The organism is Actinoplanes sp. NPDC051405, assembly GCF_055586185.1.
Genome location: NZ_JBVJIR010000026.1, coordinates 75,992 through 98,348 on the forward strand (window position 1 = coordinate 75,992; position 22,357 = coordinate 98,348).

Below are 22,357 nucleotides of genomic sequence, written 5' to 3' on the forward strand. Positions count from 1 at the left end.
CCGCGGGCCGGCTCAGAGCCGGGCCCACGCCTCGGTCAGCACCCCGCGCAGGGCGTGCTCGATCTCGGCGAAGTGCTCCTCCTCGCAGATCAGCGGGGGAGCGAGCTGGATGACCGGGTCGCCGCGGTCGTCGGCGCGGCAGTACAGCCCGGCCTCGAACAGCGCGCGGGACAGGAAGCCGCGCAGCAGCCGCTCGGACTCGTCGGCGTCGAACGTCTCCTTGGTCGCCTTGTCCTTGACCAGCTCGATGCCGAAGAAGTAGCCGTCGCCGCGGACGTCGCCGACGATCGGCAGGTCGTTGAGCCGCTCCAGATAGGACCGGAACAGCGCCGAGTTGGCCCGGACGTGGCCGTTGAGGTCCTCGCGCTCGAAGATGTCGAGGTTGGCCAGCGCGACCGCGGACGCGACCGGGTGCCCGCCGAAGGTGACACCGTGCGAGAACGAGTTGGCGCCCTCCAGGAACGGCGCGACCAGCCGCTCGGACGCGATCATCGCCCCCAGCGGGACGTAGCCGGAGGTCAGGCCCTTGGCGCAGGTGATGATGTCGGGGGTGTAGCCGAACCGGGAGGAGCCGAAGTACTCACCGAGCCGGCCGAACGCGCAGATCACCTCGTCGGAGACGAGCAGCACGTCGTAGCGGTCGCAGATCTCGCGGACCCGCTGGAAGTAGCCGGGCGGCGGCGGGAAGCAGCCACCGGCGTTCTGCACCGGCTCCAGGAAGACGCAGGCCACCGTGTCCGGGCCCTCGAACTCGATGGCCTCGGCGATGCGGTCGGCGGCCCAGATGCCGAACTGCTCCTCGCTCATCGACTCGTCGGGGCGCCGGTAGTAGTTGGTGTTGGGCACCTTGAGCGCGCCCGGCACCAGCGGCTCGAACTCCTGCTTGATCAGCGGCAGCCCGGTCAGCGACAGCGCGCCCATGGTGGTGCCGTGGTAGGCGATGGACCGCGAGATCGCCTTGGTCTTCATCGGCTTGCCGGTCAGCTTGAAGTAGCTGCGGGCCAGCTTCCACGCGCTCTCCACCGCCTCGGAGCCGCCGGTGGTGAAGAAGACCCGGTTGAGGTCGCCGGGGGTCAGCGTGGCCAGGCGCTCGGCCAGCTCCACCGCGGTCGGGTGGGCGTAGGACCAGAGCGGGAAGTAGGCGAGCTCGGACGCCTGCTTCGCGGCGGCGTCGGCCAGCTCGCCGCGGCCGTGCCCGGCCTGCACGACGAACAGCCCGGAGAGCCCGTCGAGGTAGCGGCGGCCGTTCTGGTCCCAGATGTACGGCCCGGAGCCGCGCACGATGACCGGCACCTCGCCGGCCTGCGCCCCGGTGTACGACGACATCCGGGTGAAGTGCATCCACAGGTGGTCGCGGGCGGACCCGGACAGGTCTTCGGTCATCGTGTCCCCCATGCGTAGGTCTGTTTGGCGAGCTTCAGGTACATGAACGTCTCGGTGCCGGTGACGCCGGGCACCGCGCGGATGGCCTCGTTGAGCAGGGTCAGCAGGTGCTCGTCGTCGGTGCAGACGAGCTCCACCAGCAGGTCGTAGCCGCCGGCGCAGATCACCACGTAGTCGACCTCGGGGATGGCGGCCAGCTGCTCGGCGATGGCGCGCATGTCGCCGACGCACTTGACCCCGACCATGGCCTGGCGGGCGAAGCCCAGCATCAGGGGGTCGGTGACGGCGACGATCTGCATCATCCCGCCGTCGAGCAGACGCTGCACCCGCTGGCGCACGGCCGCCTCGGACAACCCGATGATCTTCGCCAGCGCGGCGTAGGACATCCGTCCGTCCCGCTGCAGGTGGTCGATGATCTGCTTGTTCACGTCATCCAGCGCCAGGTCCGTCACGCAGCGATTCTGGCGTGCAGGGCGGCGGATGGCAACGGAATCCGTCGGCGCATTCCGGACACTCCCGCGAATCCGTGGCGGGGCTGACCGTGCTCTGTGGAGCGGCCGCCGAGGCGGTGCGGTGACTGTCATGAGGTGGCTTCCCGGGGGGTGGGGGCAAACCCTTCTGCTGCGTTTATCGCAGAATTTTGGCCCATTGACAAGTGTTTCCGTCGCGATACCGTGATCGCCACACGTTTTCATGTGACGAGCGCACCTTTTGTGGAGAGGCATGCCATGCGCGTACTACTCGTCGGCGCCGGCGGGGTCGGCGCGGCGGCTGTCGGCATCGCCGCCCGCCGCGACTTCTACGAAGCCTTCGTGGTCGCCGACTACGACCTCGAACGGGCGCGCGCGGCGGTCGCCGGGCACGCGGGCTTCACCGCCGCCCAGGTCGACGCGTCGTCCGCCGCCGCCGTAGCCGCGCTCTGCCGCGAACACGCCATCACCCACGTGCTGAACGCGGTCGATCCGCGGTTCGTCATGCCGATCTTCGACGGCGCGTACGAGGCCGGCGCCGACTACCTCGACATGGCGATGTCCCTGTCGCACCCGCACGCCGACGAACCGTTCAGCCGCACCGGGGTCAAGCTCGGCGACGAGCAGTTCGCCGCGGCCGGGCGCTGGCTGGACGCCGGCCGGCTGGCGCTGGTCGGGATGGGCGTGGAGCCCGGCCTCTCCGACGTCTTCGCCCGGTACGCGGCCGACCACCTCTTCTCCCGCATCGACGAGATCGGCATCCGCGACGGCGGCAACCTGGTCGTCGCCGGCTACGACTTCGCACCCTCGTTCTCGGTGTGGACCACCATCGAGGAATGCCTCAACCCGCCGGTGATCTGGGAGGCCGGCCGCGGCTGGTTCACCACCGAGCCGCTGAGCGAACCGGAGATCTTCGACTTCCCCGGCGGCATCGGCGAGGTGGAGTGCGTGCACGTCGAGCACGAGGAGGTGCTGCTCATCCCGCGCTGGGTCGACGCCCGCCGGGTGACCTTCAAGTACGGGCTGGGCAAGGAGTTCATCGACGTGCTGAAGACCCTGCACAAGCTGGGTCTGGACCGGACGGCGCCGGTGCGCGTCGGCGGCGTCTCGGTGTCACCGCGCGACGTGGTGGCCGCCTGCCTGCCCGACCCGGCCGGGCTCGGCGACAAGATGACCGGCAGCACCTGCGCCGGCACCCTGGTCACCGGCACGGGCCTGGACGGCCGGCCCCGCACGGTGTACCTCTACCACGTCGTCGACAACGCCTGGTCCATGCGGGAGTACGGCTCGCAGGCCGTCGTCTGGCAGACCGCCGTCAACCCGGTCGTCGCCCTCGAACTGCTCGCCACCGGCGCGTGGCGAGGGGCCGGCGTCCTGGGCCCCGAGGCCTTCGACGCCGTCCCCTTCCTCGACCTGCTCACCGCCTACGGCTCACCCTGGCAGCTGCGCGAGCAGTGACTCGGCCAGGATGTCCAGGCCCCGCCCGATCTGCTCCTCGGAGATGACCAGCGGCGGCAGGAAGCGCAGCACGTTGGCGTAGGTGCCGCAGGTCAGCACCAGCAGCCCGGCACCGTGACAGGCCCGCGCCACGGCCGCGGTGCGCAGCGGGTCCGGCTCCAGCGAGCCCGGCTTGACCAGCTCGATCGCCAGCATCGCACCCCGGCCGCGAACCTCGGCGATGCCCGGGTCGCTCATCGCCAGCGCGGTCAGCCGCAGCATGAACTGGGCCTCGATCCGCTTGGCGGCGGCGTTGAGATCAAGCTCCTGCATGGTCTCGATGGCGGCCAGGGCGGCGGCGCAGGCGATCGGGTTGCCGCCGTACGTGCCGCCCAGACCGCCCGGGTGCACCGCGTCCATCAGCTCGGCCCGTCCGACCACCCCGGCCAGCGGCAGCCCGCCGGCCATGCCCTTGGCGGTGGTGACCAGATCCGGCTCCACCCCCTCGTCGGCACAGGCGAACCAGGAACCGGTGCGGCAGAAGCCGGTCTGCACCTCGTCGGCGATGAACACCGCCCCGGCCTCCCGGGACCAGGCGGCCAGGGCCGGCAGGAAGCCCGGCGCCGGCACCACAAAACCGCCCTCACCCTGGATCGGCTCGATCAGCACCGCGGCCACGTTCGCCGCCCCGACCTGCTTGGAGATCACGTCGATGGCCCGCGCCGCGGCGTCCGGCCCGGACAGCCCGCCGTCGCGCAACGGGTACGACATCGGGGCCCGGTAGACCTCCGGCGCGAACGGCCCGAACCGGTGCTTGTACGGCATCGACTTCGCGGTCAGCGCCATGGTCAGGTTGGTCCGCCCGTGGTACGCGTGGTCGAACACCACCACCGCCTGCCGCCCGGTCGCGTGCCGGGCCACCTTGACCGCGTTCTCCACCGCTTCGGCACCGGAGTTGAACAGCGCCGCCCGCTTGTCGAACCGCCCCGGGGTCAGCGCGGCCAGCTGCTCGCACACCGCCACGTACGACTCGTACGGCGTCACCATGAAGCAGGTGTGGGTGAACCGCTCGACCTGCTCGCGGACGGCGGCGACCACCCGCGGCGCCGCGTTGCCGACACTGGTCACCGCGATGCCGGAACCGAAGTCGATCCACTCCCGGCCGTCGACGTCGTGCAGGCTGCCGCCGGCCGCATGGTCCACGTAGGACGACACCATGGAGGTGACGCCCCGGGCGACGGCGGCGTGGCGGCGCTTGTGCAGCTCCTCGGAACCCATCGCTCAGCCCTCGAGACTGTGCATGACGTGCTTGATCCTGGTGTAGTCCTCCAGGCCGTACACGGAGAGGTCCTTGCCGTGCCCGGAGTGCTTGAAGCCGCCGTGCGGCATCTCCGCGACCAGCGGGATGTGGCAGTTGACCCAGACACAGCCGAAGTCCAGCCGCCGGGTCATCCGCATCGCCCGGCCGTGGTCGCGGGTCCACACCGACGAGGCCAGGCCGTACTCGACGCCGTTGGCCCAGGCCACCGCCTCGTCCTCGTCGGTGAAGCGCTGCACGGTGATGACCGGCCCGAACACCTCGTCCTGGATGATCTCGTCGGTCTGCCGCAGGCCGGAGACCACCGTGGGGGAGTAGAAGTAGCCGCGCTCGCCGACCCGGGCGCCGCCCGCCTCCAGGCTGGCGTGGTCGGGCAGCCGGTCGATGAAGCCACCGACCCGGTCCAGCTGCCGGGCGTTGTTCAGCGGGCCGTAGAGCACGTCCTCGTCGTCCGGCGCGCCGGTGCGGGTGCCGCGGGCCTGCTCGGCCAGCGCCGCCACGAAGTCGGTGTAGACGCCGGGTGCGGCCAGCACCCGGGTCGCGGCCGTGCAGTCCTGCCCGGCGTTGAAGTAGCCGGCCTCGGCGATCGCCGCCGCGGCCGCCTCGAGGTCGGCGTCGTCGAAGATCACCACCGGTGCCTTGCCGCCCAGCTCCAGGTGGGTGCGCTTGAGGTCGGCCGCGGCGGCGGAGGCCACCTCCATGCCGGCCCGCACCGATCCGGTGATCGACACCATCCGCGGGGTGGGGTGGGCGACCAGGGCGCGTCCGGTGTCGCGGTCACCGACCACGACGTTCAGCACACCCGGCGGCAGGAACTCGGCGGCGATCTCGGCCAGCATGACCGTGGTGACCGGCGTGGTGTCCGATGGCTTGAGCACCACCGTGTTGCCGGCCGCGATGGCCGGGGCCAGCTTCCACACCGCCATCATCAGCGGGTAGTTCCACGGCGTCACCTGGGCGCAGACGCCTACCGGCTCGCGCCGCACGTAGCTCTCGTAACCGGTCAGATACTCGCCCGCGGAGCGACCCTCCAGCAGCCGGGCCGCGCCGGCGAAGAAGCGGATCTGGTCGACGGCCGGCGGCAGCTCCTCACTGGCGGTCAGCCCGAGCGGCTTGCCGGTGTTCTGCGACTCGGCGGCCACGAGCTCGTCGGCCCGGGCCTCCACCGCGTCGGCGAACCGCAGCATGGCCCGCTGCCGGTCGCTCGGCGTGGTGTCGCGCCACTTCTCGAACGCGGTCGCGGCCGCCGCCATCGCCCGGTCGACGTCGGCCTGCCCCGACACCGGCGCGGCCGCGAAGACCTCACCCGTGGACGGGTCGATCAGGTCCTCGTACCGGCCGTCGGCCGGTTCGGCCGCCGCCCCGTCGATGAAGTTGGTCAGCACGCGCTTGGTGGTGCTCATCGGGCCTCCCGCAGAGATATCACGCCTCGCGGAGACATCTTTTCACCGAATCCGCAGCAGACAAGACCTGCGATCACTGTTTCCGTGGCGATCGCCGGCGTTACCGCACCGGCACCGTGGTCGCGCGCCGCAGCGCGAGCGCCGCGGCACCACCGACGGGGATGATCAGCCAGCAGGAGAGCAGCCGGTAGACCAGCACGGCGGCGGCCGCACTGATCGCCGTCGCGCCGGTCGCGGTGAGGCCGGCGACCAGCGCGGTCTCGACGACGCCGACCCCGCCCGGGGTCAACGGCACCTGCCGCACGATCTGCACCCCGAGGTAGATCCCGGCCATCGTGGTCACGCCCACCGGCAGGCCCAGCGCGCGGGCGGCCGCCGCCAGGCAGAGCAGATCGGTCAGCCAGTTCACCGCCGCGTACATCAGCGCCACCGCCCAGTCGCGCACGCGCAGCCCGGCCCCGGCCCGCCAGGCGCCGCGGGCCGAGCTCAGCAGCCGGGCCACGCGCCGCCCGGCCCGGCTGTTCCGCGGCGGACCGGCGCCGGTGGAAGCCCGTTCCGGCCGGGCCGCGTGCCGGCGCCCGAGCGCGACGCCGGCCGTGGTGAGCGCGGCGATCGCGGCGACCACCACCAGCGGGCGCCAGCTCAGGTAGGTGCCCGGGTCACGGGCCACGACGCCCGCGCCGCCGGCCACGTAGAGCAGCGTGAGACCGCCGATGGAGGCCAGCCCGGACACCACCGCGGACGCGGCACCGACCCGCCGGGACACCCCGGCCTTCTGGTACTCCCGGATCGCGTACGCGGTCGACACCGCGGCCCCGGCGGGCAGGCTGATCGACAGGGCCGAGCGGGCCAGCGTGACGGCCATGATCCGCCGCACCCGCAGCCGGACCCCCAGGTTGGCCAGGAGATGCTGCTGCTGGAAGGCGAACGCCGCGAGCGAGACGACCTGCAGGGCGGCCGCGAGCGCGATCCAGCCGTGGTCCGCCCCGGCCAGGGCGGCCAGGAACTCGCGCGGGTCCGGCAACCGCCCGCGCAGACCGATCGCCGCCAGCACGACCACCGCGACGCCGATCACGGCCAGACGCGCCCACCGGGGGACGCCCGCACGGGCCGGAGTCGCCGCCGGGCGCTCCCGCACCTCGGACGGCGGACGCGACATCGCCCGATCCTTGCAAACGACGTCCAGCGGGGGCGCTACTGCTCGTCCTGCTCCCGGGCATCGACGTGGTCCAGCACCGCCGGGTCGGCGGTGCGCAGGCGGTCCATCTCCTCACCCGCGTCGCAGGAGAGCAGGGCGATCTCCACCGATTCCGGGGTACGGACCAGCACCCGCCAGGTCGCGCCGGACTCCTCCCAGCGCCGCAGCCGGTCCAGGGCCTCACTCATGCGAACACCTCCGTCAGGGCGACGTCCGGGTCGGCCAGCCGGACCGGATCGACGGTACGGCCCCGCAGCCCGGCCCGGACCAGCTCCTGGATCTGCTCGGTCACGTCCCACACGTTGACGTTCATCCCGGCGGCGACCCGGCCCTCGACCGTCCAGAACGCGATGAAGTCACGGCCCGGCTCGTCACCGCGGATCACCACCTGCGCCTCCGTCCCGGGCGGCACCCAGCCGGCGTACTCCATGCCCAGGTCGTACTGGTCGGTGAAGAAGTACGGCAGCCGGTCCCACTCGGCGTCCTGGCCCAGCATCGCCCGGGCGGCGACCGGACCCGAGTGCAGGGCCGTGTCCCAGTGCTCCACCCGCAGCCGGGTCCGCAGCAGCGGATGGTCGACGTTGGCGACGTCCCCGGCGGCGAAGATATCCGGGTCCGCGGTGCGCAACTGCCGATCGACCAGCACGCCGTTGTCGACCGGGAGCCGGGCCTGGTCGGCCAGGCCGGTGTTCGGCGTGACGCCGATGGCCACCAGCACGACATCGGCGTTGACGGTGGTGCCGTCGGTGAGCACCACCTGGGCCACGTCCGGGCCGCCGCGCAGCTCCTGGACCCGTGCGCCGAAGCGGAAGTCGACGCCGTGCTCGCGGTGCAGGCCGAGGAAGACCGTGGCGAGGCGGTCACCGAGGACCGGGCGCAGCGGCAGCTCGGCGGGCGTCACCACGGTGACGGTGGCGCCCCGCGTGCGCGCGGCCGCGGCGACCTCCAGCCCGATCCAGCCGGACCCCACGACCACCAGGTGGGTGGCGCCGTTCACGGTCGCGGCGATCCGGTCCGAGTCGGCCAGGGTACGCAGTGAGAACACGTTGCCGAGCCCGGCGCCCGGCACGCCCAGGGCCCGCGGAGAGGCGCCCGTGGCGAGCAGCAGTTTGTCGTAACCGAGGTCGTCACCGTCGGAGAGCCGTACCCGGTGCTTCTCCGCGTCGATGGCGCTGACCGAGGTGCCGGTCCGCAGCTGCACGTCGTGCCCGGCGTACCAGTCGAGGTCGTGCACGTACGCGTCGCCGCGCTGCGCGGTGCCGAGCAGCAGGCCCTTGGACAACGGCGGCCGCTCGTACGGGATCTCCGGCTCGGTGCCGATCAGCGCGACCGGGCCGGTGAAGCCCTCCGCGCGCAGCGTCTCGGCGGCTCTGGCACCGGCCAGCCCGGCGCCGGCGATGACGAACGTGCGGTCCCCGGCCATGAGCACCCTCCTTTGCGGACACCATGCCACGACTCTCGGGGTCGTGTCGGGGTCATTCCCGGATGTGGGCCGAGGGTGCCCGGCGGCAGGCTGAGGCCCATGCCGAGACTCGTCAGGATCTGTGCCCTCGCCGCCCCGGCCCTCATGCTGGTCTACGGCCTGCTGCGGGTGGTCGACGGCCTCGACGGCGACCGGCACAACGGCCCGGCGTGGGACCTCGGCCACCTCGCCTTCTTCGTCGCCATCGTGCTGTTCGCCGTGCTCGCGGTCGCGCTGCGCGGCCTGGACCGTCCCGCCGCCCCGGCGTCCCGCGTCCTGGTCGAGGCGGCCACGGTCGCCGTGCTGTTCGGCGCGGGCTGCTTCCTCTGGGTCATCACCGGGGACCTGTCCGAGGACTTCCGCTCGGCGGCGCCGCTGCCGGAACCGCTGGAGCTGATCGGGCCGGCGCTCTTCCAGGTCGGGCTGCTCATCCTGCTGGTCCGGCTGGTCCTGGCCCGCCGGCTGCCGGTCTGGAGCCCGGTGCTGGTGCTGGTGGGCTTCGCCGCGATCGGCCTCAACCTGGACCTGCTGCCGCTCGGCGCGGCCCTGGTGCTGGCGGCGCTGCTGCCGCTGGCCCTGTCCCGCGACGCGCGTCTCACCACCGGGCAGCACCGGCCGGTCGGTTCGTAAGGGTAGCCTTACCCCGACCGAGACCCAGTAGGGAAGTGTTGTCATGGCGAACAGGCCTGTCCGGGCGGCCACGATCGGGGAAGTCACCCGGGTCGAGCAGCTCACGCCGCACATGGTCCGCATCGTGGTGGGCGGGGCCGGCCTGACCGGGCTCAACGCCGGCGCGTACACCGACCACTACGTCAAGATCCTGTTCCCGCGGCCCGGGGTCGCGTACCCGGAGCCGTTCGACCTCGCCGTGATCCGCGAGACGCTGCCCCGCGACCAGCAGCCCCTGGTCCGCACCTACACGGTGCGCCGCTGGCGCCCCGAGGTCCCGGAGCTGTGGCTCGACTTCGTCGTGCACGGCGACGAGGGCATCGCCGGCCCGTGGGCCGTCGCGGCGCAGGTCGGCGACCCGGTCCGCTTCATGGGCCCGGGCGGCGGCTACACCCCGGACCCGGCCGCGGACTGGCACCTGCTGGCCGGCGACGAGAGCGCCCTGCCGGCGATCGCGGCGGCCCTGGAGGGCATGCCGGCCGGGGCGCCGGTGAAGGCGTTCATCGAGGTGGCCGACGCGGCCGAGGAGCAGAAGCTGGAAACCCCGGCGGACGCCGAGATCACCTGGCTGCACCGCGACGGCCGGCCGGTGGGCGAGGCGCTGGTCGAGGCGGTCCGCGGCCTGACGTTCCCGGCGGGGCAGGTGCACGCGTTCGTCCACGGCGAGGCGACCTTCGTCAAGGACCTGCGCGCGCTGCTGCGGGTGGAACGTGGGCTGCCGATGACGCAGCTGTCCATCTCGGGCTACTGGCGCCGCGGCCTGAACGAGGACGGCTGGCAGTCGAGCAAGCGCGAATGGAACCAGCAGGTCGAACGCGAACAGGAGCCGGCGGCGAGCTAGGACTTCAGCTTCGGTCACTCGGCGCCGGCGTAGTGGGCGATCGCCAGAAGGAGGGCGACAGTGCCGGCGAATGCACCGCCGCCGGTGAGTATCGCGGCGGGGATGTTGTTGCCGGACGCGTGGGACAGCAGGCCGGCGACGCCTCCGATGATCCCCGCGGTGAGGAGCATGAGGACCACCCATACCCAGCGCGGCACGCTCGGCCGGTGGTGAGACGTCGGCGGCCCGGTCGGGAGCGGGGGGATCGGTACAGATCTGTCGATCATGACTACCACCAAGAGTGTCGGAGCGGCTACTCTCAGCATCTATTCGGGGCCGTTGAATTTCCACCTTCATTCACCAGGGGCGAAAATTAACTCGGCTTCATTCTGCTATGTGGCAGAGTGGTAGGTTGCTTTCTGCAAACCTCTGCTGGCCGGGGGCCTACGGCGTGTCGCCAATGAAAATTCCCCTCTCTTGAATAGGGTCGTCGCGTGAATAACACTCTCCGAGACGCAAGCGATGACCGGCACGGCACGCAGTCGCCGCTTGCTCCTCTACAAGCAGTGGCCAACGTGTGCAACTCAGGATCTTGTCCAACCGTCTATACGAGTGAGTCGGGCACGTTGGTGGTGCAGGGCTACGCCGTATCGGCCGAGCGCGCAGGCGTTGAGCTGCCCGACGGAGAGATGCTTGTGGAGATTCCGCTCGCCCTGCTGACCGAGGCCGCCCGCAACCTTTCCTGAACGACAACATCCACAACCCGCAGTGGGAGGGGGCGCCGAGTATGCCGAGCACTTCCGGCGCCCCCGAGGCTGAGGGCGAGGCCGTCGGTGCGGCTCTGGCTCGCATGCGCCGAGCCAAACGGCTCACCGGCGCCGAACTCGCAGCGCTTGTCGGCATGAGCCAACCCAAGATCTCACGCATCGAACGGGGGCAGGGTCTGCCCGACCCTCAGGATGTCGGCGAGATCGCCCGCGCCCTCGGGGCGGATGATCAGCACGTCCGAGCGCTGATGGACCGCGCGGAACGCTCTCACGACAGAATGACCGATTGGCGCCCAGCATCGACGGGCCGAGTCGATCAACAGAAGATGTTGGGCGAATGGGAGTCCGGGGCGACCCTTGTTCGATCCTTCGATCCGGCTCTGGTGCCTGGTCCGCTCCAGACCAGCGGCTATGCGAAGGCGGTCTTCGAGTCGTTCCGCAGCATTCCGTTCGTCGGGGACGACCTCACGGAGTCGGCTGTGCTGGCCGCCGTTTCGGCGCGGGTCAGGCGGCAGGAGGTTCTCGCCGACCGCTCCAAGTCCTTCCAGTTCCTGTTGGGCGAAGCCGCGCTCAAGCGCCGGATCTATTCGCCCGTCGAGATGCTCGCACAGATCGACCACCTGCGCGAGACTGCCGCCCGCAATCCCAATGTGAGCATCGCCGTCATCCTCGACGGTGCACCGGCCGGGCTGCCACTCCAGCACGGATTCTCGGTGATCGACGACAAGATCGTCGTTGTTGACCTCTACAACACAGGTCTGACCTCTCGAAGCCGCAGGGATGTGGAGAGCTACCGCCGAGTCCTCGACATCCTCGAAGAAAGCGCTACCGACATCGAGCCTGTCCTGGACAGATACCAGAATCTCTACATCGACATGCTGCAGAGACCACGAAATCCGCAGTCCTGATCATCGACTTACTGCGACGTGCGAAGCCAAGCTGCAGTGTCGCGGGGGAGCAGCCCGTCCTCGGCGAGGGGTCCGCTGGCGAGCAGCACGTCCCCTTCCGGCAGCCGCGCGTCGCCGTCACCCATGGCCACGGCGAGGGTGACTCCGCAGCCGCGCCGGGCGAGCAGCAGTCCGTCCTCCTGGACCGACCACAGCACGGTGTCCTCGGCCGGCAAGAAGCGCCGCAGCTCCAAGGCCCGCCGGGTCAGGTGCAGCGTCGACCCCGGATCAGCCTCCTGCGCCTCGGCCGACAGATCACCCCAGCCCGCCGGGACCGGCAGCCACGGTGGCTGGGCGCCGGCCGGGGAGAAGCCGTACGCCCCCGCCGGGTCACGCTGCCACGGCAACGGCACCCGGCACCCGTCGCGGGAGAAGCCGGCCCGGGTCCACGCCGGGTCCTGCCGCGCGTCCACCGGCACGTCGACCTCCGGCAACCCCAGCTCCTGCCCCTGATACAGATACGCAGCACCGGGCAGGGCCAGCACGGTCAGGATCGCCGCGCGGGCCCGGGCCGGGTTGCCGTAGCGGGTCGGGGCGCGTACAACGTCGTGGTTCTCGGCCACCCAGGTCACCGGGGCCGTGCCCGCGGCGTGCGCCAGCAGAGAAGTGCCCGTGGCCAGCCAGGCGTGCGGGTTCCAGGGCGCGGTCACGAAGGCGAACGCGAACGCCTGGTGCAGTTCGTCGGGGCGGACGTAGCGGGCCGCGCGGTCAGGGGACAGGTTCACCTCGCCGATCAGGACTCGCGGCGGGTCGTACGAGTCGGCGAGGCGCCGCCACGTGCGGTAGACGTGGTGCACCTCTTCCTGATCGCAGGCGAGAGGGTTGCCGCGCAGCCGGCCCGGTTCGGGGATCAGGCCGGCGGGGAGGTCCGGGAGCCCAGGGGCTTTGAACAGGCCGTGGGCCACGTCGATGCGCAGGCCGTCGACGCCGCGGTCGAACCAGAAGCGCAGCACGTCGGCGAAGAACGGCGCGGTCCGCGGGTCGCGCCAGTTCCAGTCGGGCTGCTCAGGCGCGTACAGGTGCAGGTACCACTGCCCGGGGCGGCCGTCCGGCTCGGTGATGCGGGTCCAGGCCGGTCCGCCGAAGACGCTCGGCCAGTTGTTCGGTGGCTCGGTGCCTTCGGGGCCGCGGCCGTCGGCGAAGTGGAACCGTGCGCGGGCCGGGCTGCCGGGGGCGGCGGCCAGCGCGGCCCGGAACAGCGGGTGCGCGGCGGAGCAGTGGTTGGGCACCACGTCGGCGATCACGCGCAGGCCGAGCTCGTGGGCCCGGGCCAGCAGGGTGCCGAACGCCGCGAGGTCGCCGAAGAGCGGGTCGACGTCGGTGTAGTCGCTGACGTCGTAGCCGTGGTCGGCCTGCGGTGAGCGCTGGAAGGGCGTCAGCCAGATCGCGTCGGCGCCGAGTGCCGCCACGTGGTCCAGGCGGGCGGTGATGCCGGCCAGGTCACCGACGCCGTCGCCGTCCGCGTCGGCGTAGGAGCGCGGGTAGATCTGATAGACGACGTCGGTCATGTCCACATTGTTGCCCGAAGGTTTCGCTGTAATTCCATGACAACTTCTGCAAAGTCTTGCAAGGGCTGTCCGCCGGAGGTTAGCGTGCGTCGTCGCCCCGCCATCGGAAGGCCTCAATGTGGAAACCCTCCTGCCCGGACGGCGTCCGACGTTCGTCGGCTCCCTCATCCTGGGCGTGCTGCTGAGCATCGCCGCGGTCGTGCCCGCCTCCGCCGCCCGTCCCGCCGAGCCGTCCGCCGCCGCCCTGGCGAGCTGGGGCTTCGACGCCGCGCCGGAGCCGGCCGAGCAGTTCTACTTCGTGCTGCCGGACCGTTTCGCCAACGGTGACCGGTCCAACGACACCGGCAGGCTGCCCGGTGACCGGCTCTCGACCGGCTTCGACCCGGCCGACAAAGGCTTCTACCACGGTGGTGACCTGCAGGGGATCATCAACCGGCTGGACTACATCCAGGGGCTGGGCACCACCGCCATCTGGCTGGCCCCGGTCTTCAAGAACCGGCCGGTGCAGGGCAGCGGCGACGACATCTCGGCCGGCTACCACGGCTACTGGATCACCGACTTCACCCAGGTCGACCCGCACTTCGGCACGAACGCCGACCTGCAGCGGCTGGTCGACCTCGCGCACCGGCGCGGCATGAAGATCTACCTGGACATCATCGTCAACCACACCGCCGACGTCATCAAGTACGCCGAGAACAAGTACGACTACATCGACAAGGCCACCGCCCCGTACGTGGACGCGCAGGGCCGCGAGTTCGAGGACCGTAACTACGCCGACGGCAGCCGCGCGTTCCCGCGGCTGAACAAGGAGTCGTTCCCGTACACGCCGGTGATCGACGCCGAGGACGCCACCGTCAAGAAGCCGGCCTGGCTCAACGACCCGACGATGTACCACAACCGCGGTGACTCGACCTTCGTCGGCGAGAACAGCGAGTACGGCGACTTCTTCGGCCTCGACGACCTGTTCACCGAGCGCCCGGAGGTCGTCCGCGGGATGACCAAGATCTACGGCGACTGGATCGCCAAGACCGGCATCGACGGCTACCGGCTGGACACCGTCAAGCACACCGACCTGGACTTCTGGCCGCAGTTCGCCGACGGTATCGACCGGGCCGCGCGCCGGGCCGGCAAGAAGGACTTCTTCATGTTCGGCGAGGTCTACAGCGCCGACCAGGAGGTCGAGTCGACGTACGTGCGCCGCGGTGGCCTGCCCGCGATCCTGGACTTCTCCTTCCAGGCCGCGGCGAAGTCGTTCGCCGCCGACGGTGGCTCGGCCAAGGCACTGTCCGACCTGTACGCCGCCGACGATCTCTACACCGCCCGCGACACCGGCGCCGACCGGCTGCCGACGTTCCTGGGCAACCACGACATGGGCCGGATCGGCTCGTTCGTCGCCGCCGCGGAGAAGGACCCCGCCGTTCAGTTGCGCCGCGACCGGCTCGCCCACGAACTGATGTTCCTCGGCCGCGGCCAGCCGGTCGTCTACTCCGGCGACGAGCAGGGCTTCACCGGCCCGGGCGGGGACAAGGACGCCCGGCAGGACATGTTCGCCAGCCGGTCGGCCGACTACCTCGACGACGACCTGATCGGCACCGACCGCACCCACGCGGTCGCCAACTACGAGACCGGCCACCCGCTGTACCGGGCGATCGGCTCGCTCGCCGCGCTGCGCAAGGCCCACCCCGCCCTGCGGGACGGACTGCAGGTCACCCGGTACGCGGCCGACGGCCCCGGCGTCTTCGCCAGCTCCCGGATCGACCGCAGGTCCCGCACCGAGTACGTGGTCGCGGTCAACAACGCCACCACCGCGCAGACCGTCACCCTCGACACCTGGACCCCGGCCGGCTCGTTCGCCGGCATCTACGGCGCCACGGGTACGGCAGCCACCGGCACCGACGGCAAGCTGACCGTCAGCGTCCCGGCACTGTCCTCGGTCGTCTACCAGGCCGCGAAGCCGATCGCCCAGGCCTCCACCGCTCCCACCGTGACCTTCACGGCGCCCAAGGCCGATGCCCTGGTGCCGACCCGCACCGAGCTGACCGCCACGACCACCGGCGACCCGCTGTCCACGGTCACCTTCGCCGCGCAGGTCGGTAACGGCCCGTGGAAGTTGCTCGGCACCGCGGACCGGGCGCCGTACCGGGTCTTCCACGATCTGACCGGCCTGGCGGGCGGCACGCCGGTGAAGTACAAGGCGGTGGCCCGCGACAGCCGCGGGCGCCTCGCGGTCACGAATACGCGGATCAAGGTCGGCACGCCGCCGGTGACCGCCGGACCGGACTACGCGATCGTGCACTACCAGCGGCCGGCCGGCGACTACGACGACTGGAGCCTGTACGCCTTCGGCGACGTCGAGACACCGACAACCTGGCCCGCCGGGCAGCCCTTCGACGGCGTGGACGCATACGGCCGGTTCGCCTGGGTCAAGCTCAAGCCGGGGGCCAAGAACGTCGGTTTCATCGTGGTCGACAAGAACGGCGTCAAGGACGTCGGCGCCGACCGTTTCCTGGACCCGACGAAGACACCGGAGGTCTGGCTGAAGCAGGGCGATCCCACGGTCACCACCACCGGCCCGGCCGTCGAGCAGGACCAGAACACCGCGATCGTGCACTACCGGCGGGCCGACGGGGACTACTCCGGCTGGGGTCTGCACGTGTGGGACGGCGCCGCGAACCCGACCGAGTGGTCCGCGCCGCTGCAGCCCGCCTCGACCGACGCGTTCGGCGTGACGTTCCGGGTGCCGCTGGCCGCCGGGGCGACCGGGCTGAACTACATCATCCACAAGGGCGACACCAAGGACCTGCCCGACGATCAGCGGCTCGACTTCGCCACGGCCGGGCGGGAGGTGTGGCGGCTGTCCGGCGTACCGGATCGGCTCTTGCCCGTGGTCCGCAAAGCCGGCGGCGGGATCACGGACCTGACCAAGTCGAACGCCGTCTGGATCGACCAGCGGACGATCGCCTGGAAGACCGGCACCGGCACCTCGCTGGAACCGGTCGGGGCCGGCACCGACGGCCGGGTCTACGACCTGGTCTATGCCCCCGAGGGTGGCCTGAGCATCGTGGACGGCGAGCTCACCGGCGCGCACGGCACCATCCGGCTCGACGCGCGCCGCAACGGCCTCACCGAAGCCCAGCGCGTCGCGAACCCGCACCTGTGGGAGTATCCGGCCTTCCGGCTCAGCGACGTCTCGAAGATCAAGGATGTGCTGCGCGGCCAGGTCGCGGTGACCGAACGCGACGCCGAGGGCAAGCTGCTCTCGGCGACCGGCGTGCAGACCGCCGGCGCCCTCGACGACGTGTACGCCCAGGCGGCGCGCGCCCAGCTCGGCGCGACGTTCTCCGGCGGGCGGCCCAGCCTCGCCGTCTGGGCCCCCACCGCCCGGACGGTGTCGCTGGAGCTCTTCGACACCCCGGCGGGGACCGCGCGGACGGTCGCGATGACCCGGGACTCCGGCACCGGCGTGTGGTCGGTCCGGGGCGCGAAGGACTGGAAGGGCAAGTACTACCGGTACCGGGTCACCGCCTGGCAGCCCGCGGCGAACAAGGTCGTCACGGCCTCGGTCACCGACCCGTACTCCGTGGCCCTGTCGCCCGACTCCACCCACAGCCGGATCGCCGACCTGAGCGACCCGGCGCAGACCCCGGCCGGCTGGGCCGGGCTGCGCAAGCCGGCCCGGAACCCCGGCAAGGTGCAGATCTCCGAGCTGTCCGTCCGGGACTTCTCCATCGCCGACAGCACCGTCCCGGCCGCCGCGCGCGGCACCTACCGGGCCTTCACCGACCCGGGCACGGCCGGTATGAAGCAGCTGCGGGCCCTCGCCGCGGCCGGCACCACCCACGTGCACCTGTTGCCGGTCTTCGACTTCGCCACCATCCCGGAGAAGCGCGCCGACCAGCAGCAACCGGCCTGCGACCTGGCCGCGCTGCCGCCGGACTCCGCCGAGCAGCAGAAGTGCGTGGCGGCGGTGGCGGCGAAGGACGGCTACAACTGGGGTTACGACCCGCTGCACTACACGACCCCCGAGGGCGGTTACGCCGTCGACCCGGACGCGCGCACCCGGGAGTTCCGCGAGATGGTCGCCGGGCTCAACCGCGACGGCCTGCGGGTGGTCCTGGACGTCGTCTACAACCACACCTCGGCCGCCGGCACCGACCCGCACTCGGTGCTCGACCAGATCGTGCCCGGCTACTACCAGCGGCTGCTGGAGGACGGCACGGTGGCCAATTCCACCTGCTGCGCCAACACCGCACCCGAGCACGCCATGATGGGCAAGCTGGTCGTCGACTCGCTGGTGACCTGGGCGAAGGCGTACAAGGTCGACGGTTTCCGCTTCGACCTGATGGGCCACCACCCGAAGGCCAACATCCTGGCCGTGCGGGCCGCGCTCGACAAGCTGACGGTCGCCCGTGACGGTGTCGACGGCAAGAGCATCTACCTGTACGGCGAGGGCTGGGACTTCGGCGAGGTCGCGGGCGACGCCCGCTTCGTGCAGGCCACCCAGAAGAACATGGCCGGTACGGGCATCGCCACGTTCAACGATCGGCTGCGCGACGGCGTCCGCGGTGGCGGCCCGTTCGACGACAACCCGCGCATCCAGGGCTTCGGCTCCGGCCTGTTCACCGACCCCAACGGCGACCCGGCCAACGGCACCGCCGCCGAGCAGAAGGCCCGGCTGCTGCACTACCAGGACCTGATCAAGGTCGGGCTCAGCGGCAACCTGGCCGGCTACCGGTTCACCTCCTCCACCGGTACGCCGGTGACGGGCGCGCAGGTCGACTACAACGGCTCGCCGGCCGGCTACACCGCGGCGCCGGGCGAGGCGATCACCTACGTGGACGCCCACGACAACGAGATCCTGTTCGACGCGCTGGCGTACAAGCTGCCGCAGCGGACCGCGGCGGTGGACCGGGCCAAGATGCAGTCCGTGGCGCTGGCCACGACCGCGCTCGGCCAGGGCCCCGGCTTCGTGACCACGGGCAGCGAACGGCTGCGCTCGAAGTCGCTGGACCGCAACTCGTTCAACTCCGGCGACTGGTTCAACCAGATCAGCTGGGACTGCACCAAGGGGAACGGCTTCGGCCGCGGCCTGCCCCCGGCGGCCGACAACGAGGCCAAGTGGCCGTACGCGAAACCGCTGCTCGCCGACCCGAAACTGGTCCCGGGCTGCGAGGCGGTGAACCTGGCCGACGCCCGCTACCGGGAGCTGCTGGCGATCCGCAAGTCGTCGCCGGTCTTCGGGCTGCCGACCGCCGCCGAGGTGCAGAAGCGCCTGTCGTTCCCGCTCTCCGGCACCGCCGAGACACCGGGCGTGATCACCATGCAGCTCGACGGGCGCGGCCTGGACCGCCGCTGGAAGTCGGTCACCGTGGTCTTCAACGCCACCCCGGCGACGGCGAGCCAGACCGTGCCGGCGCTCAAGGGCGCGACCGTCGGCCTGCACCCGCTGCAGCACGAGCCGGCGTCGTTCGATCGGGCCACCGGCACCTTCACCGTGCCGGCCCGGACCACGGCGGTGTTCGTGCAGAACTGATCGGCTCTGGACTAACCGGCCTGCCGGTGGTCACCCTGGCTGCATGGGTGACTACCGGCAGGCGTACGAGCGCAGTCTCCGCGACCCCGAGGGCTTCTGGCGCGACGCCGCCGAGGCCATCGACTGGGACAGCGCACCGGACCGGATCTTCGACACCCGGTGGTTCCCTGGCGCTCGGCTCAACACCTGCCACAACGCCCTGGACCGGCACGTGGCCGGCGGGCGGGGCGATCAGGCCGCCCTGATCCACGACAGCCCGGTGACCGGGACGCTGCGCACGTACACGTACCGGGAGCTGCGCGACGAGGTGGCGCTGTTCGCGGGCGCCCTGCGGCGGCTCGGCGTCGGCCCGGGCGACCGCGTGGTCGTCTACATGGCCATGGTCCCGGAGGCGGTCATCGCCATGCTGGCCTGCGCACGTCTCGGCGCGGTCCACTCCGTCGTCTTCGGCGGCTTCGGCGCGCCCGAGCTCGCGGCGCGCATCGACGACGCCCGGCCGAAGGTGATCGTGGCCAGCTCGTGCGGGGTCGAGGCCGCGCGCGTGCTCGCCTACAAGCCGTTGCTCGACCGCGCTCTGGGCCTGGCCGCACACGAGCCCGCGCGCTGCGTCATCCTCCAGCGCCCGCAACTGGTCGCCGATCTCGTGCCCGGCCGCGACCTGACCTGGGACGAGGCGCTGGCCGGGGCTGAGCCGGCGGACTGCGTACCGGTGGCGGCGACCGACCCGCTCTACATCCTCTACACCTCCGGCACGACCGGCCGCCCGAAGGGCGTGGTCCGGGACAACGGCGGCCACGCGGTCGCGCTGCGCTGGTCGATGGAGGCGATCTTCGCGGCCGGCCCGGGCGACGTCTTCTGGGCCGCGTCCGACGTGGGCTGGGTCGTCGGCCACTCCTACATCGTGTACGCGCCCCTGCTCACCGGGGCCACCACCGTGCTGTACGAGGGCAAACCGGTCGGCACCCCGGACGCGGGCGCGTTCTGGCGGGTGGTGGCCCAGCACCGGGTCAACGTCATGTTCACCGCCCCGACGGCGATCCGCGCGGTCAAGAAGGAGGACCCCGAGGGCAAGCTGCTCACCGGGCACGACCTGTCCAGCCTGCGGTTGCTGTTCCTGGCCGGCGAGCGGCTCGACCCGGAGACCTACACGTGGGCGGGGGAGCGGCTCGGCGTACCGGTGATCGACAACTGGTGGCAGACCGAGACCGGCTGGCCGATCGCCGCCAGTCCCCGCGGCCTGGAGACGCTGCCCACCAAACCGGGCTCGCCGTCGGTGCCGGTCCCCGGCTACCGCGTCCGCGTGGTCGACCCGGCCGGCGCGGACGTGCCCCCGGGCGAGGACGGCTCGATCGTCATCGACCTGCCGCTGCCCCCGGGCTGCCTGCCGACCCTGTGGCAGGACGACGAACGCTACGTGCGCTCGTACCTGTCGGCGTTTCCGGGCGCGTACCTGACCGGCGACGGCGGCCGCTTCGACGCCGACGGCTACCTGTACGTGATGGGCCGCACCGACGACGTCATCAACGTGGCCGGCCACCGCCTCTCCACCGGGGCGATGGAAGAGGTGCTGGCGGCCCACCCGGCGGTCGCCGAATGCGCGGTGATCGGTGTCCACGACCCGCTCAAGGGCCAGCAGCCGCGCGGCTTCGTGGTGCTGAAGTCCGGCGCCGACATCGACCCGGAGCAGCTGCGCGCGGAGCTGGTGGCCATGGTCCGCGACCGGATCGGCCCGGTGGCCGCGCTGCGCCGGGTGGACGTGGTCCCGGGCCTGCCGAAGACCCGCTCCGGCAAGATCCTGCGCCGCACGATGCGCGGCATCGCCGACGGCACCGCAGAACCGGTCCCCTCGACCATCGAGGACCCGGCGGTCCTCGACGCCCTCCGCCCGATCCTCACCGACTGATCACGTATTGAGTGGCCTCCGCGCGACCAGGAGGATGTGGGTGACCGGCCAGTCCAGCGGCGTGCCGTCGAGCGTGGCCAGGGACGCCGTGGGGGCGATCCGGTTGTCGATGATCCACTCGTTGCGGGAGGTGCCCGAGGCCGGGTCCACCTCGAAGCCGACGTCGGCCAGCAGCGACTTCCAGTCCGCGTACTCCAGGCCGCAGAACTGCTCGTGGGTCTCGGACAGCCAGTTGTCCGCGTAGTCCTTGCGGGTCAGGTAGTCCATCGCGGCGCCCAGGGTGAGCTCGACCGCGTCGCCGGCCGCGCTGTACTTGAACGGGAAGCGGAAGTCGACGGCGAACTGGTCCAGCCTGGCCCGGGTCGACAGGCCGCCCACGTATGCCGCGACCTCCTCGGGGGACAGCTCAGCCAGGTCCTCGCGGGCGGTGGCCGGGTTGGCGCCGTCCGCCCGGTCCAGGGTGAGCCGCACCTGGCGGTCCCGCCCGTCCGGGCCACACACATCGCTGTTGATCCAGACGCCGCCCGGCGCGGTGTGGTCGTAGATGGCCTGCGCGAACCGGCGCAGCGACGTCCAGCGGTCCCCGTAGGACCAGATCTCGTGGGTCAGCGCGAACGTCAGCGTCGTGTCGATGGAACGTTCCGGGAAGATGGCGCCGCCCAGCACGTTGCGGCGGTAGAAGAAGACGTTGGCGTTGTCGAACACGCCCTGGGCCTTCTTGTGCATGCACTCCTCGTAGAGGTGCCGGGCAATCTCGACGCCGATCAGGTCGCTCTCGCGCAGCGCCGGCTCCCGGTCGGCCAGCTCCAGCACCGCGCCCGCGCCGCAGCCGATGTCGACGATCCGGCCCGGCCGTACGTGCCGGTGGACCTGCTCCCACTTGCGGGCCGCACTGTCGGCGAAGGCCTCCACGTAGGTGCGGTAGTTGCGGGTAGCGGTCAGCCCGCCCTCGGCGCCAACCACGGGGTCGTTGACCACCGTGCGCACGCTCTCCACCAGCTGGTAGCGGTCGAACACGTCGACGGTCGCCGGATGGGCCAGCTCGCGCCAGCTCTCGTCGCCGGCCGCCAGCCGCAGCAGCACGTCCCACGGGCGGGCCGGCTCCGGCGTGCTGTCGGCCTCGACCCCGGCGATGGAGAAGCCCAGGGCGGTGTAGAGCGCCGCGACCGCCGGGGTCGAGCAGGCCACCAGAGTGTTGGCCGGGGTCAGCTCCAGGCCGGTCGCCACCGTGATGTTCTTCAGCGTCACCTCGGCGAAGCGCTCGGTCGGCGCGGTGTCGAAGACCGGTACCACCACCGAACGCAGCCCGGTCAGCACGCTGAACCGCTCGATGGCCGCCTCACGCCGGTGGTACGGCACCGGATTACGCTTCGTGTTCTCGTGGTTCGCCGACGTCACCGCCCAGACAATGGTCACATCCGGCCACCGCCGCAGGTACTCGGCCTGGAAGCGGGTAAGGACGTGATGGCGGCCCGGGAAGAGCACGAAGGTTGTTTCCACCTGGTCGTTGATACCGTACGGAGACGCCGACCACGAGCA

At 71.4% G+C, this 22,357-nt stretch carries 17 protein-coding genes; 7 read left to right on the forward strand and 10 right to left on the reverse strand.

All coding sequences use genetic code 11. The features are described 5' to 3' along the window. Positions 1-12: 12 nt before the first annotated feature. Positions 13-1,383: an aspartate aminotransferase family protein gene (locus ACZ6S4_RS40255; protein ID WP_465479948.1), complete on the reverse strand. Its 1,371-nt coding sequence runs from the start codon at positions 1,381-1,383 to the stop codon at positions 13-15. Further along, on the reverse strand, positions 1,380-1,835 hold the full coding sequence (locus ACZ6S4_RS40260) for an Lrp/AsnC family transcriptional regulator (RefSeq protein ID WP_360544365.1): 456 nt from the start codon (positions 1,833-1,835) through the stop codon (positions 1,380-1,382). Before ACZ6S4_RS40260 ends, ACZ6S4_RS40255 begins: the two co-directional genes overlap by 4 nt. A gap of 276 nt (positions 1,836-2,111) precedes the next feature. On the opposite strand from ACZ6S4_RS40260, the gene ACZ6S4_RS40265 reads away from it, so the two are divergent. Then, the gene (locus ACZ6S4_RS40265) at positions 2,112-3,311 is read left to right on the forward strand and encodes a saccharopine dehydrogenase family protein (RefSeq protein WP_465479949.1); all 1,200 of its coding nucleotides are present in this window, start codon (positions 2,112-2,114) and stop codon (positions 3,309-3,311) included. Here the strand turns inward: ACZ6S4_RS40265 and gabT are convergent. The 5 genes from gabT to ACZ6S4_RS40290 all read right to left on the reverse strand — a co-directional run bounded on the left by gabT (position 3,285) and on the right by ACZ6S4_RS40290 (position 8,632). After that, positions 3,285-4,568, reverse strand: coding sequence for a 4-aminobutyrate--2-oxoglutarate transaminase (gene gabT / locus ACZ6S4_RS40270; protein WP_465479950.1), 1,284 nt, complete (start codon positions 4,566-4,568; stop codon positions 3,285-3,287). The genes ACZ6S4_RS40265 and gabT overlap by 27 nt on opposite strands. A gap of 3 nt (positions 4,569-4,571) precedes the next feature. Then, positions 4,572-6,011, reverse strand: coding sequence for a gamma-aminobutyraldehyde dehydrogenase (locus ACZ6S4_RS40275; protein WP_433718970.1), 1,440 nt, complete (start codon positions 6,009-6,011; stop codon positions 4,572-4,574). A 100-nt stretch (positions 6,012-6,111) separates the two neighbouring features. Continuing rightward, entirely contained in the window at positions 6,112-7,170 is a 1,059-nt protein-coding gene (locus ACZ6S4_RS40280) for a lysylphosphatidylglycerol synthase transmembrane domain-containing protein (RefSeq protein ID WP_465479951.1), read from the reverse strand. 35 nt (positions 7,171-7,205) lie between these two features. Further along, positions 7,206-7,397, reverse strand: coding sequence for a hypothetical protein (locus tag ACZ6S4_RS40285; protein WP_465479952.1), 192 nt, complete (start codon positions 7,395-7,397; stop codon positions 7,206-7,208). Then, positions 7,394-8,632 (reverse strand): NAD(P)/FAD-dependent oxidoreductase, encoded by a 1,239-nt coding sequence (locus ACZ6S4_RS40290; RefSeq protein ID WP_465479953.1) that lies wholly within the window; start codon positions 8,630-8,632, stop codon positions 7,394-7,396. Before ACZ6S4_RS40290 ends, ACZ6S4_RS40285 begins: the two co-directional genes overlap by 4 nt. A 99-nt stretch (positions 8,633-8,731) precedes the next feature. On the opposite strand from ACZ6S4_RS40290, the gene ACZ6S4_RS40295 reads away from it, so the two are divergent. Both ACZ6S4_RS40295 and ACZ6S4_RS40300 read left to right on the forward strand, forming a co-directional pair. Further along, positions 8,732-9,301 (forward strand): hypothetical protein, encoded by a 570-nt coding sequence (locus ACZ6S4_RS40295; RefSeq protein WP_465479954.1) that lies wholly within the window; start codon positions 8,732-8,734, stop codon positions 9,299-9,301. A 43-nt stretch (positions 9,302-9,344) separates the two neighbouring features. Further along, the gene (locus ACZ6S4_RS40300) at positions 9,345-10,181 is read left to right on the forward strand and encodes a siderophore-interacting protein (protein ID WP_465479955.1); all 837 of its coding nucleotides are present in this window, start codon (positions 9,345-9,347) and stop codon (positions 10,179-10,181) included. Between the two features lie 14 nt (positions 10,182-10,195). Here ACZ6S4_RS40300 and ACZ6S4_RS40305 read toward each other — a convergent pair whose 3' ends face one another. After that, complete coding sequence (locus ACZ6S4_RS40305; protein ID WP_465479956.1) at positions 10,196-10,351, reverse strand: hypothetical protein; 156 nt, start codon at positions 10,349-10,351, stop codon at positions 10,196-10,198. Between the two features lie 303 nt (positions 10,352-10,654). Between ACZ6S4_RS40305 and ACZ6S4_RS40310 the strand changes: the two genes are divergently transcribed. Both ACZ6S4_RS40310 and ACZ6S4_RS40315 read left to right on the forward strand, forming a co-directional pair. Continuing rightward, the gene (locus ACZ6S4_RS40310; protein WP_465479957.1) at positions 10,655-10,906 is read left to right on the forward strand and encodes a hypothetical protein; all 252 of its coding nucleotides are present in this window, start codon (positions 10,655-10,657) and stop codon (positions 10,904-10,906) included. 41 nt (positions 10,907-10,947) lie between these two features. Further along, complete coding sequence (locus tag ACZ6S4_RS40315) at positions 10,948-11,835, forward strand: helix-turn-helix domain-containing protein (protein ID WP_465479958.1); 888 nt, start codon at positions 10,948-10,950, stop codon at positions 11,833-11,835. Positions 11,836-11,843: 8 nt separating this feature from the next. Here ACZ6S4_RS40315 and ACZ6S4_RS40320 read toward each other — a convergent pair whose 3' ends face one another. Beyond that, positions 11,844-13,382, reverse strand: a complete 1,539-nt coding sequence (locus tag ACZ6S4_RS40320; protein ID WP_465479959.1) for a glycoside hydrolase family 13 protein — start codon at positions 13,380-13,382, stop codon at positions 11,844-11,846. A gap of 175 nt (positions 13,383-13,557) precedes the next feature. On the opposite strand from ACZ6S4_RS40320, the gene pulA reads away from it, so the two are divergent. Further along, a complete protein-coding gene (gene pulA, locus ACZ6S4_RS40325) occupies positions 13,558-18,915 on the forward strand; it encodes a pullulanase-type alpha-1,6-glucosidase (protein WP_465479968.1) in 5,358 nt (1,785 codons plus the stop codon). Positions 18,916-18,958: 43 nt separating this feature from the next. Then, positions 18,959-20,818, forward strand: coding sequence for a propionyl-CoA synthetase (locus ACZ6S4_RS40330; RefSeq protein WP_465479960.1), 1,860 nt, complete (start codon positions 18,959-18,961; stop codon positions 20,816-20,818). On the opposite strand, the gene ACZ6S4_RS40335 is transcribed toward ACZ6S4_RS40330, so the two are convergent. Beyond that, the gene (locus ACZ6S4_RS40335) at positions 20,819-22,318 is read right to left on the reverse strand and encodes a class I SAM-dependent methyltransferase (protein ID WP_465479961.1); all 1,500 of its coding nucleotides are present in this window, start codon (positions 22,316-22,318) and stop codon (positions 20,819-20,821) included. Positions 22,319-22,357: the final 39 nt, after the last annotated feature.

What these genes read in the sequence shown, in the direction of transcription:
- ACZ6S4_RS40255 (WP_465479948.1), bottom strand. Translation starts at nt 1,383, where the DNA reads ATGACCGAAGACCTGTCCGGGTCCGCCCGCGACCACCTGTGGATGCAC.
- ACZ6S4_RS40265 (WP_465479949.1), top strand. Translation starts at nt 2,112, where the DNA reads ATGCGCGTACTACTCGTCGGCGCCGGCGGGGTCGGCGCGGCGGCTGTC.
- gabT (WP_465479950.1), bottom strand. Translation starts at nt 4,568, where the DNA reads ATGGGTTCCGAGGAGCTGCACAAGCGCCGCCACGCCGCCGTCGCCCGG.
- ACZ6S4_RS40275 (WP_433718970.1), bottom strand. Translation starts at nt 6,011, where the DNA reads ATGAGCACCACCAAGCGCGTGCTGACCAACTTCATCGACGGGGCGGCG.
- ACZ6S4_RS40280 (WP_465479951.1), bottom strand. Translation starts at nt 7,170, where the DNA reads ATGTCGCGTCCGCCGTCCGAGGTGCGGGAGCGCCCGGCGGCGACTCCG.
- ACZ6S4_RS40285 (WP_465479952.1), bottom strand. Translation starts at nt 7,397, where the DNA reads ATGAGTGAGGCCCTGGACCGGCTGCGGCGCTGGGAGGAGTCCGGCGCG.
- ACZ6S4_RS40290 (WP_465479953.1), bottom strand. Translation starts at nt 8,632, where the DNA reads ATGGCCGGGGACCGCACGTTCGTCATCGCCGGCGCCGGGCTGGCCGGT.
- ACZ6S4_RS40295 (WP_465479954.1), top strand. Translation starts at nt 8,732, where the DNA reads ATGCCGAGACTCGTCAGGATCTGTGCCCTCGCCGCCCCGGCCCTCATG.
- ACZ6S4_RS40300 (WP_465479955.1), top strand. Translation starts at nt 9,345, where the DNA reads ATGGCGAACAGGCCTGTCCGGGCGGCCACGATCGGGGAAGTCACCCGG.
- ACZ6S4_RS40305 (WP_465479956.1), bottom strand. Translation starts at nt 10,351, where the DNA reads ATGCTCCTCACCGCGGGGATCATCGGAGGCGTCGCCGGCCTGCTGTCC.
- ACZ6S4_RS40315 (WP_465479958.1), top strand. Translation starts at nt 10,948, where the DNA reads ATGCCGAGCACTTCCGGCGCCCCCGAGGCTGAGGGCGAGGCCGTCGGT.
- ACZ6S4_RS40320 (WP_465479959.1), bottom strand. Translation starts at nt 13,382, where the DNA reads ATGACCGACGTCGTCTATCAGATCTACCCGCGCTCCTACGCCGACGCG.
- ACZ6S4_RS40330 (WP_465479960.1), top strand. Translation starts at nt 18,959, where the DNA reads ATGGGTGACTACCGGCAGGCGTACGAGCGCAGTCTCCGCGACCCCGAG.